The following is a 9,244-nucleotide window of genomic DNA, read 5'->3' as shown; positions in this document are numbered from 1 at the left end:
TGGGTGGCGGAGATTTCGCCGAGGGAGCCGCGGATTTCGGTGGTGCCGTTCAGGACGAGCCGCCCACTCATCCGCGCCGTGGTGCTGGCATTAATCTTGTAGAGCAGCGTCGCGCCGAAGAGGTAAGTGCCGTCCACGGGCGCCACGAAATGGTTGTTCGCGGCGTCGAACGCGCCCTGATCGTTGTAGTCGGTGTTGTTGAGGCCGATCTTCGTCCAGGTCCCGACGCCGACGTAGTTGTCGTAGTTGGTATACGCCTTGAACCGGGGCAGCCGGGGCTGGTCGACGATGCCGGTGGCGTTGTCGACGCTGAGCCCGTCAAAAAAGGTGCTGCCGTCGGCGGAGACCGCGAGGCGAAAGCGGTCAGAGCCGAAGAGCCCCACCAGCGCCTTGGTCACGAAGCCGGTCTGCAGGGTCAGCCCAAGATCGTCGCCTGCCGCCTCCTTGTTCATGGTGTAGAACAGATCGCCGGTGCCGCCCTCGGCCACGGTCTTCGCCGTCCAGAGCGCGGCGTTGAGCTTGGCCGAGAACGGGTTCGAGGCATCCGCTGTCGTGCCGACACCCAGCAGCGCCATGTTCTGCAGCGCCGTTGGCGTCGTTCCAATCCAGGCTGCACCCTCGTAGACGAGCAGCAGGCCCTCGTCCTCGACCCACGCCCGCCAGCCGGTGCGCGGCGGAAGTCGCAGCCAGGCGCCATCGGTCCAGAGCGCGACGTTCAGATCCCAGCCCGCCCAGTCGCCCGTGGCGCCCGAGGCGACGATATAGCGGCCGCCATCGGCGGGGCTACCGGGCGGTGCCGTCAGGTCCCGGTCGAGCACCGAGAGCTGGACGAGCCCGTCGAGCAGCCGCAGCGCCTCGTTGTGGGTGACATGCTTCTGGGCCTGCGCCGCCAGGATGTAGGGCAGCAGGAGATGGGTCGTGGCGTCGGACATGGGGGCCTCAGAGTATCAGCGTGACAGATTTCGGCGCGCCCCGCCCCACGAGGGCGGAGAGCTGGAAGATGCGGATGTCGAGTGTGTCGCCGGGGCCAAGCGGCGCGCCCCAGTCGGCGGTCTGCTGGGCGGCCGTGTAGACCGCGCTGGTGGTGGCCGTGCTCAGCACGCGCTTCACAGTAGGGCCGTCGAGGATCTCGACCTCGTAGGCTTCCAGTTCCTCGCCGAGCGGCACCTCGAGCCCGCTCCAGCTGTCGGCGGAAAGCGTGCGGGATCGGCGCGTCCAGCGGATGGTCAGATCGCCGGGCGCGCGCGGCCTGCGCCACGGCTGCTCGACATGGGCGACCGAGAACGGCCGCAGCCCGACGCCCGCGGGCGTGAAGGCTTGCGCCACATAGGTCTCGTCGCTGACCGGGCGGCTCGCGGGGCCGATGCGCCAGTTCCACGGGATGCCGAGATCGGCCTCGGCGATCGGCAGGGACGCCAGCGCGGTGTCCAGCACGACGACCCGCGCGCCCGCATGTGCCGGGTTGCCCATGGCGCTTTCGGTGTCGCGCTGGCCGCGCAGCAAGCGGGTCAGACGATACCGACCCGGTGCCTGCAGTTCCGCCGAACGAGCCTGCACGATCTCCCAGACGCCCGACGCGCTCTCGATGGCCAGCGCGTTCGCCCCGCCGAACAGCGCCAGGTCGGTGACGCTCTCCAGCGTGCCGGTCAGCAGGTCGACGACCAGCGTATTGCCGAGGTCGAAGCGCGATGTCGGCCCCGCGAAGAAGTCCGAGACCAGCGCCCCGATCCGGGCGCGACTGCCGAACGTGGTCAGCAGTTCGAAGCCATCGGTCGAGGGGCTGCGGAACACCGCCATCTCGCCCGGCCACGGCATGGCATGCGCCGCGACAAACGGCCGATGCGCAGGCTGGTCCTCGGTCAGCTGCGGCAGGTCCATCAGCACCGCGTCCGGCGCGCCGAACACCACAGCCCGCGTCAGCGACGCCGCGCGGGGATCGCCGGGCGGCAGGTCGTAGGTCGCCCGGTCCTGGCGGACCGCCTCGATGCCCCGCGCCTCGGCATCGGCGATGGAAACGAGCCGCAGATCGACCAGCCGCCCGTCATGCTCCAGTTGGAGCGCGTCGGCCGGATCGAGCGCGAGCCGCGAGGGCGGCAGACGGAACGCCGCCGTCTCGCGCCCCACCCATGCCTCCATCAGCGCGCGGCGGCAGCGGCGTTCGGCTTCCTCGGGCGGCACCGCCATCGGGAAGCTTTCCGAGGCGATCCGCGTGGTGTCCACGGTGATGCGCCAGGCCTCGACGAGGGCCGCGTCGTAATCCTCGTCGGCGCGGGCGACCTGCCATTTCAGCGCCTGCGGCAGTTCGGTCTCCTGGCCGCGCGTCAGTTCCAGCACGTCGCCCTCGCGGGCCGCGACCAGATCGTCGGTCGCCAGGGTGGCGACGGACGCCCGGCCGCGCATGATGAAGCGGATCACGCCCTCGGTCTCGACGGCGTCGAAGCCGAAGTGGCGCGACAGCGTCGTGATCGAGGCGCGCGGGCTTTCCAGCGCGGTGATGGCGTAACCTTCAACCGCACCCCAGAGGCCGGTGACGTCGATGCTCGCCTCGGGTAGCCCGGCGCGCAGGCAGAGGTGCCGCACGAGGGCCGCCAGCGACACCGCGCCCAGCCGACCCGTCAGCCAGTGTCCGAGCCGCCAGTTCGCCCCGTCCGTCCAGACGTCGGTCAGTGCGGGAAAGAACGGATAGGGTCGCGCGTCCCAGGTCCAGGCGGCGCATTCAGACACATGCACCATGCGGCCGCCGTAGACCGAGGACAGCGGGTTGTTCGCCGGTGCGCCCCACCAGAGATAGGTCGCCTCGAGATAGGCGCGCTGGATGGCGTCATCGCGCCAGCCCCGCGAGAAGTGCGGCGTGAAGCTTTCGGACGACTTCGGGTCGAAGAAGACGTTGGGCTGGTTGGTGCCCCGATCGATGGCGGGGCATCCGAGCTCGGTGAACCAGATCGGCTTGGACTCCGGCTCCCACGCCGTCGGTGTGCCGCTCTCCACCCCACCGGGGCGATTATAGTGCGGGTTCGACCACCAGGCGCGCAGATCCTTGTAGCGGAAGACCCACGGCTTGGCCGCCGCGCCGTCGGTGATCGGGGTGCGGACCTGCGCGGTGCGATCCGCCGCGCTGGCGTAGAACCAGTCGAAGCCTTCGCCGCCGACGATGTTCGCCTGCAGGTAGGCCCGGTCGTAGATCGCGGGCCAGCCCTCGGCCGCGTCCGCATGCTCGAAGCCGTCGCGCCAGTCCGAGAGCGGCATGTAGTTGTCGATGCCAATGAGGTCGATCTCCGGATCGGCCCAGAGCGGGTCGAGATGGAAGAACACGTCGCCCGAGCCGTCGCCCGGCTGGTGCCCGAAATACTCCGACCAGTCCGCAGCATAGCCGATCTTCGTCCCGGCCCCGAGGATCGAGCGCACATCCGCGAGCAGGTCCCGATAGGCCTGCACCGCCGGATAGGTGGACGCGCCCGAGCGGATCGTCGTCAGCCCCGGCATCTCGGTGCCGATCAGGAAGGCGTCGAGCCCGCCCGCCGCCGCGCAGAGATGGGCGTAGTGCAGCACCATACGGCGCAGGCCCCAGTCGCCGGGCGTGCCTGTCCACGAAACCGACTCTCCCGAGACGCTGAAGCTGGCGGGCGTGGCCGCGCCGAACAGCGCCGCGACTTGGCTTGCGGCTGTGGCTGTCTTGTCCACGGTTCCGGCGAAACCTGCTGCGGGAGAACAGCTGATCCGGCCCCGCCAGGGGAACGCAGGCTGGCCCGTCTCGGCCGCGTTGTCGGAATACGGGTTCGGCAGGCTGTTGCCGGGCGGCACGTCCATCAGGATGAACGGATAGAAGGTCACGCGCAGCCCGCGCGCCTTCATCTCCTGGATCGCCTGAACGACGGCGAAGTCCGACGGCGTGCCGCCGTAGACCGGGCGATCCTGATCGTCACGGCTGACGAGGAAGGCGTTGGCGCGGCTCACGCCATTCACCGACCAGCTGGCGGGCGTGGTCGATTTGGCCGACACTTCGACGCCCGGCCGGACCCTGCAGGAGCCTGCCCGCAGGTCGTCGCCGAACCACGCCACCACGAGGCTGACGCTCTCGACCGCCGGGGCCATCGCCTGCAGCCGGTCGAGGGACTCCACCATGTCGGTGGAGTCGGCCAGCGCGTTCAGGTTCTCGGGTACCGTCGCGCCGCCATCGGTCTTGCGGATCGCCTGCGTCGCATAGGTGAACTCGCCGGAGGCCGGGATCATGGTGACGGCGCGGGTCAGCCCCTCGGCGGTGTCGGGATCGGCGAGCGGGCGGAACACCTCGAAGGAGAGTTGCGGCAGGCGGTTGCCATAGGTGGAAAGCGCCAGTTCCTCGAAGACCACATAGGCGGTGCCGCGATAGGCGGGCGTGTTGGCCGTGCCCATCTTCGCGGCGATGAACGGATCGGCAGACTGCGCCTCGTCGCCGGGATACCAGCGCCAGGTGACGCCGGAGAGGTCCATTGGCTTGCCGTCGGCCCAGATGCGGCCGATCCCGGTGATCGGCCCCTCGCACAATGCGACCGCGAAGCTGGCGTAGTAGAGATACTCGGTGGTCTTGACCTTGCCGCCGCCACCGCCCTTGCCGCCGCCCTGCGTGGTGGTCTTTGTCTCCTCGCGGAAATCGGTCGCCCAGATGATGTTGCCGCCCATGCGCATGCGCCCGTAGAGCCGCGGGATGACCGCGCCTTCGGTGGCGGAGGTGATGCGCAGCGTGTCGAGCCGCGCGCCCTCGATGCGCTGGGTGGGCGCCAGCGACGAGATGATCCAGCTGTCGACGACCGAGCCGATGGTCGAGCCGATGAAGCCGCCGATGGTCGCGGCGCTGACGCCGAGGATCGCGCCGCCGATGCTGCCGCCAATGGCGGCGCCAGCGGCACCGAGAACAAGCGTTGCCATGTCGGGGTCTCAGCGTTGCGGGAACAGGAAGGCGAAGGCGATGCGCCGCCGCCAGGATTGGGTGAGCGGTTCCTCGATCACGCCGAGCCGCTCGTAGGCGTGGAGGAAGCTGTCGGGCCCGGTCAGGATCCCGACATGCTTGGCAATGGCGCGGGGCTTCATGCGGAACAGCACCAGCGCGCCGGGATCGGCCTCGGCGGGCAGCAACTCAATCAGCATCCGCCGCGCGCCTTCGGCCAGCACCTCGCGCGGGCCGGTCTCGCCCCAGTCCCGGCTGTAGGGCGAGATCGGGAACGGTTCGGGGCCGACGATCTCGCGCCAGACGCCCCGCGCAAGCCCGAGGCAATCGCAGCCGACGCCGCGGAGGCTGGCCTGGTCGTGATACGGCGTGCCGAGCCAGGAGCGCGCGATGGCGATGACGCGGGTGGGATCGGCCAGTGCGAGGGGTTGCGTCACAGCACGCCTCCCTCGTGGCCGCCATCTTTGGTGGCATAGCGCAGCACGGCGTCCTGGCCGGGGATGTGCGGGAAGCCGCGGAAGTTGACGGTGTTGGCGAACTTCGCGCCGCAGGTCTCCATGCGCTTGTCGCAACCCGCGCGGATGGTGAAGGCGTCGCCCTCGGCGATGGCGCGCACTGGCGCCTCGAGCAGGGTCAGGATCGCGACGCCGTCCGTGACGTCATGTCCCAGCACCTCCGTGCGCCGCCCGGCATTCGCGCCGCTCGTCCAGTCCAGCGTGCCGAAGGTGAACCAGCCGGACGTGAATGTGCCCAGCCCCGAGGCGGTGAAGGCCCGGTCGCGCAAAATGTCAATCACCGCGCCCGTGCCCTTGAAGGCCGTATCCTCCAGATCGACGCCGCAGCGCGCGTCCCCGAGCGCGGCATCGCAGGTCGCCTGGAAGGTTCGCCCGACCGTCTGGCCCAGCACATGGGCGAGCGAGCGGACTTCGGCAACGAAGGCGAGCCGCCCGCGCCGGATCTGACCGATGGCGCCGCGCCGCATCAGCACGCGCTGGCTCGTGTCGGCCCAGTTCACCCGCCAGACCTCTACCTCGGCGTTGTCCCAGCGGCCGTCGAGAATGTCGGTCTCGGTGATCCGGTCGGAGGTCAGGACGCCTTCCGCGTCCTGCGCATCGACCGACAGGTCCGATCCCGAGCGAACCTCTGAGGCGGTCAGCCCGCTCTCGGGCTCGAAGTCGGTGCCGTCGAAGGCGAGCGCCCGGTCGTGGTCGGTGAAGCCGAAGGTGACGCCGTCGGCCCGGGTGATCCGCCAGCACCAGGCGAGCGTCGTCGTGCCCTCGTCGAGATGGGCCTGCAGCGCGGGCGAGAGGGATTTCATCGGCGCAGTTCCAGAAGCGGAATGGAGGTGATCGAGCCGAGCCGCTCGAGGTCGAGCGTCACGTCGAGCGCATCGGTGTCGAAGCGGACCGGCACGTCGAACTCGAAGCCCGCGGTGATGGCGGCGCCAGCGCCCGGCGCGACGCTGAAGGTGACGACACCGGTGGTGGTGTCGACCGACCAGCCGGAGGGCTGCTCGACGCCCGACAGCGCGATGCGCACGCTGCCCGCCACCGGCTTCGCGATGGCGCGCGTCCAGGACTGCGCGCCCGAGGCGTAGCGCTTGACGAGCTGGAAGGCGGTCGTCGCGCCGTCGCCCGTGCCGATTGCCTGGTCGGCCGGACCCGGCGTTAGCGACGGCAGGCAGGACTTGTGGTCGCCCCAATCCTTGAAGCGGAAGCCGTGGAGCCGGCCGTTGCGCGCCTCGAAGAAGGCGACAACAGCGGCGAGATCGTCGGCGCGGCGGATGCCGTAGGCGACGTCATAGCGGCGGCGCGAATTGGCCCAGCTGGCGTTGCGCTCCTCGTCGCCCGAGGCGAGCTCGACGATCTGGGTGCGCCGCTCCGGCCCGCCGCGGGCGCCACGGCTGATGTCGTCCGGAAACCGGACCTCGTGAAACGCCATCAGAGTCCCCTCCGGCCCAGCGACACCGCGCGGGCGATGTCGGCCGCGACCTGCGTGCGAGACTGGCGGAAGCTCTCGGCGTCGCGCGCATGGATGTGGACGGTGACGCCGGACGCTGCGCCAAAGCCTTGCGCCTCACGGCGCGAGAGCACCCGCTCGCCCCGCTGCAGGATCGCCGGGACCTCGTCATGTCGCAGCCCGACCGCACCGCCGGAATGCATCCGAGGCGCCCCCGCGAAGGCGAGCGCTGGCACCATGCGCGCCGGCGCGGGAGCGCCGACGATGCCACCGCCATGCAGCACGTTGGCAAACACGCCACCGGCTCGGCCGAGAATGCCGCCGAGCGCATTCGAGAGCGGGCCGAGGATGAAGCGGCGCGCGCCGAGCTTGGCGAGGTCGGCAATGAGCGAGGTGACGAGATCACGGACGTTCAGCTTGCCCGTCTTTACGAACTCGCCGACCGCGTTCTCGGCCGACTGGAAGGCGCTGACCAGGCTCTGGCCGATGTCGCCGCCGATCTCGCGGGCCTTGCTGGCGTAGTCAGACAGCGCCGCCGTGACCGCCTGCCAACCGGTAACTGCCGACTCGGTCGCCGGCTCGGCGGCCGCCGCAGCCGCTGTCGTGGCAGCACCAGTTTCCGTGGCGGCGCTCCCGGCGCCGTCCAGCGCCGTTTCGAACCGTTCCGCAGCCTGCGTCGCCTCCCTCAGCGGGTCGGCACCGACGTCATCGCCGCCGCGCATGGCATCGCGCAGCGCCTGCATGGCCGGGCCGACGCCGTCAAAGGCGGAGGCGCGCGTGGCGGCCGCCTGTCGGCGGTACGCCTCGGCCGAGGCGCCGGCATTGCTGGCGGCGTGCCCGAGCATCGACGCGTAGCTCTCGGCCCCGAACCAGTCGATCCTTGTGTCCGCGCCGATCTGTTCGGCCGCGGCGTTGAAGGTCGGGCCGATCTGCCCCAGGAAATCGGCCCACTTCCGTGACAGGAAGGCCATCAGGCGCAGCCAGATCGCCTCGACGTCGGCCCGGACCGCACGGAAGTCGTCGACGAACGAGCCGACCGTGATCTTGATCCCGTCCCAGACGGCTATTGCCACGGCGCCCATGAGTTCGAGTGCATTCCCGAACCCGCCCGCGCCGCGCACCAGCTGGCCGAACTGGTAGATCAGCTCTCCCGCGCCGACGATCAGCGCGCCGATGCCGGTGCGGATGAGCGCCCCACGCAGGACGACCAGCGCCGTGGCGAGACCACGGACGGAAAGAGCAGCAGCGGCCATGCCGGCGACCCAGCGTCCCGCGAGGAAGGCCGCGAAGGTGGCGGCATAGGTCGTCAGGCGGCCGATGTTTTCGAAGAGCCCGCGGATCGCGATGCCGAGCGGCCCGGTGCGGCTGGCCACCGCCGCCATGGCGTTGGCGACAGCTTCCAGTGCGGGGGCCGCGGCGACCGCCAGCTGGTTCGAGAGCCCGCGCCAGATCAGCCCGAGCCGGGAGATCGCGTCGTTGGTCCGCTCGATCTGGTCAGCGTCCTGCTCGGAGACGACGACCCCGAAGGCAAGCACGTCCTCGGTCGCCTGGCGCAGCGTCGCGGTGTCGATCCGCGACATGGCGATCGAGCCTTCCTCGCCGAAGAGCTGGCCCGCTACTGCAGCGCGCTCGGCGGCAGGCACGAAGCTCTCGATGGCGGCGTTGATCGCACCCACACGCTGGTCCAGCGGCAGCGCGATCAGCTCGTTGGCAGAGAGCCCCAGCCGATCGAGCGCGTCGGCAGCCGGGCCAGTCCCGGCGGCCGCCTGGCTGAGACGGCGCGTCAAATCCTTGGTGGCCTGCTCGATGCCGGACATCGACACGCCTGCCAGCTCGCCCGCACGCTCGAGCGTCTGGATCGAGGCGACGGTGGTCCCGAGGGACTGCGCGAGCTTGGCCTGCGCATCGACCGTCTGCAGCCCGGAGCGGATCATGGCGACGCCTGCGGCCGTGGCGGCGGCGACAGCCGCGGCGGCTGCCACGCGGACCCGACGCGCGAAGCCTGCGAGCCGTGCGTTGGCCGCCTCCATCTCGCGGCTGAGACGGCCGAAGCCACGCTTGCCGGCTTCGCCCACGCCTTCCAGCTCGGCGCGCACCTGACGGCCGCCGACCGCAGCGAGGCGAACGCTGACGCGTTTTTCAGCCATTAAGGCGTTCCATCTGTTCGTTGAGTTTGGCGACCATCACCGCTTCGATGACGGGCAGAAGTTCGGCCATGGCGAGGGGCGGCACGCCGAGCGCGTTCCCGAGCGCGAGCGCTGCGGTCAGATCCCAGCCGATCACTGCGCCGGGAAGCACACGGAGCTGCCCCCCGAGGCGGCCGACCAGGTCCCAGACCTGCCAACCCTCCGGAGTTTCCGG

7 protein-coding genes are annotated in these 9,244 nt (G+C 70.3%); all 7 read right to left on the bottom strand.

The window, feature by feature from the left end; translation table 11 throughout:
* On the bottom strand, positions 1-932 hold a 932-nt coding region (locus AAC071_RS11880), incomplete at its 3' end, for a DUF2793 domain-containing protein (protein WP_339832795.1).
* Between the two features lie 7 nt (positions 933-939).
* Complete coding sequence (locus AAC071_RS11875; RefSeq protein WP_339832793.1) at positions 940-4,905, bottom strand: glycoside hydrolase TIM-barrel-like domain-containing protein; 3,966 nt, start codon at positions 4,903-4,905, stop codon at positions 940-942.
* A 9-nt stretch (positions 4,906-4,914) separates the two neighbouring features.
* Positions 4,915-5,361, bottom strand: a complete 447-nt coding sequence (locus AAC071_RS11870; RefSeq protein WP_339832792.1) for an NlpC/P60 family protein — start codon at positions 5,359-5,361, stop codon at positions 4,915-4,917.
* Positions 5,358-6,242: a DUF2163 domain-containing protein gene (locus AAC071_RS11865; RefSeq protein ID WP_339832791.1), complete on the bottom strand. Its 885-nt coding sequence runs from the start codon at positions 6,240-6,242 to the stop codon at positions 5,358-5,360. Before AAC071_RS11865 ends, AAC071_RS11870 begins: the two co-directional genes overlap by 4 nt.
* On the bottom strand, positions 6,239-6,865 hold the full coding sequence (locus AAC071_RS11860) for a DUF2460 domain-containing protein (RefSeq protein WP_339832790.1): 627 nt from the start codon (positions 6,863-6,865) through the stop codon (positions 6,239-6,241). Before AAC071_RS11860 ends, AAC071_RS11865 begins: the two co-directional genes overlap by 4 nt.
* Complete coding sequence (locus tag AAC071_RS11855) at positions 6,865-9,030, bottom strand: phage tail tape measure C-terminal domain-containing protein (RefSeq protein WP_339832788.1); 2,166 nt, start codon at positions 9,028-9,030, stop codon at positions 6,865-6,867. Before AAC071_RS11855 ends, AAC071_RS11860 begins: the two co-directional genes overlap by 1 nt.
* The gene (locus AAC071_RS11850) at positions 9,023-9,181 is read right to left on the bottom strand and encodes a hypothetical protein (protein ID WP_339832786.1); all 159 of its coding nucleotides are present in this window, start codon (positions 9,179-9,181) and stop codon (positions 9,023-9,025) included. Before AAC071_RS11850 ends, AAC071_RS11855 begins: the two co-directional genes overlap by 8 nt.
* Between the last annotated feature and the right edge of the window lie 63 nt (positions 9,182-9,244).

This window comes from uncultured Parvibaculum sp. (assembly GCF_963975745.1).
Lineage (GTDB): Bacteria > Pseudomonadota > Alphaproteobacteria > Parvibaculales > Parvibaculaceae > Parvibaculum.
Note: the sequence above shows the minus strand (reverse complement) of the source record. Positions and strands in the feature narration are given on the sequence as shown.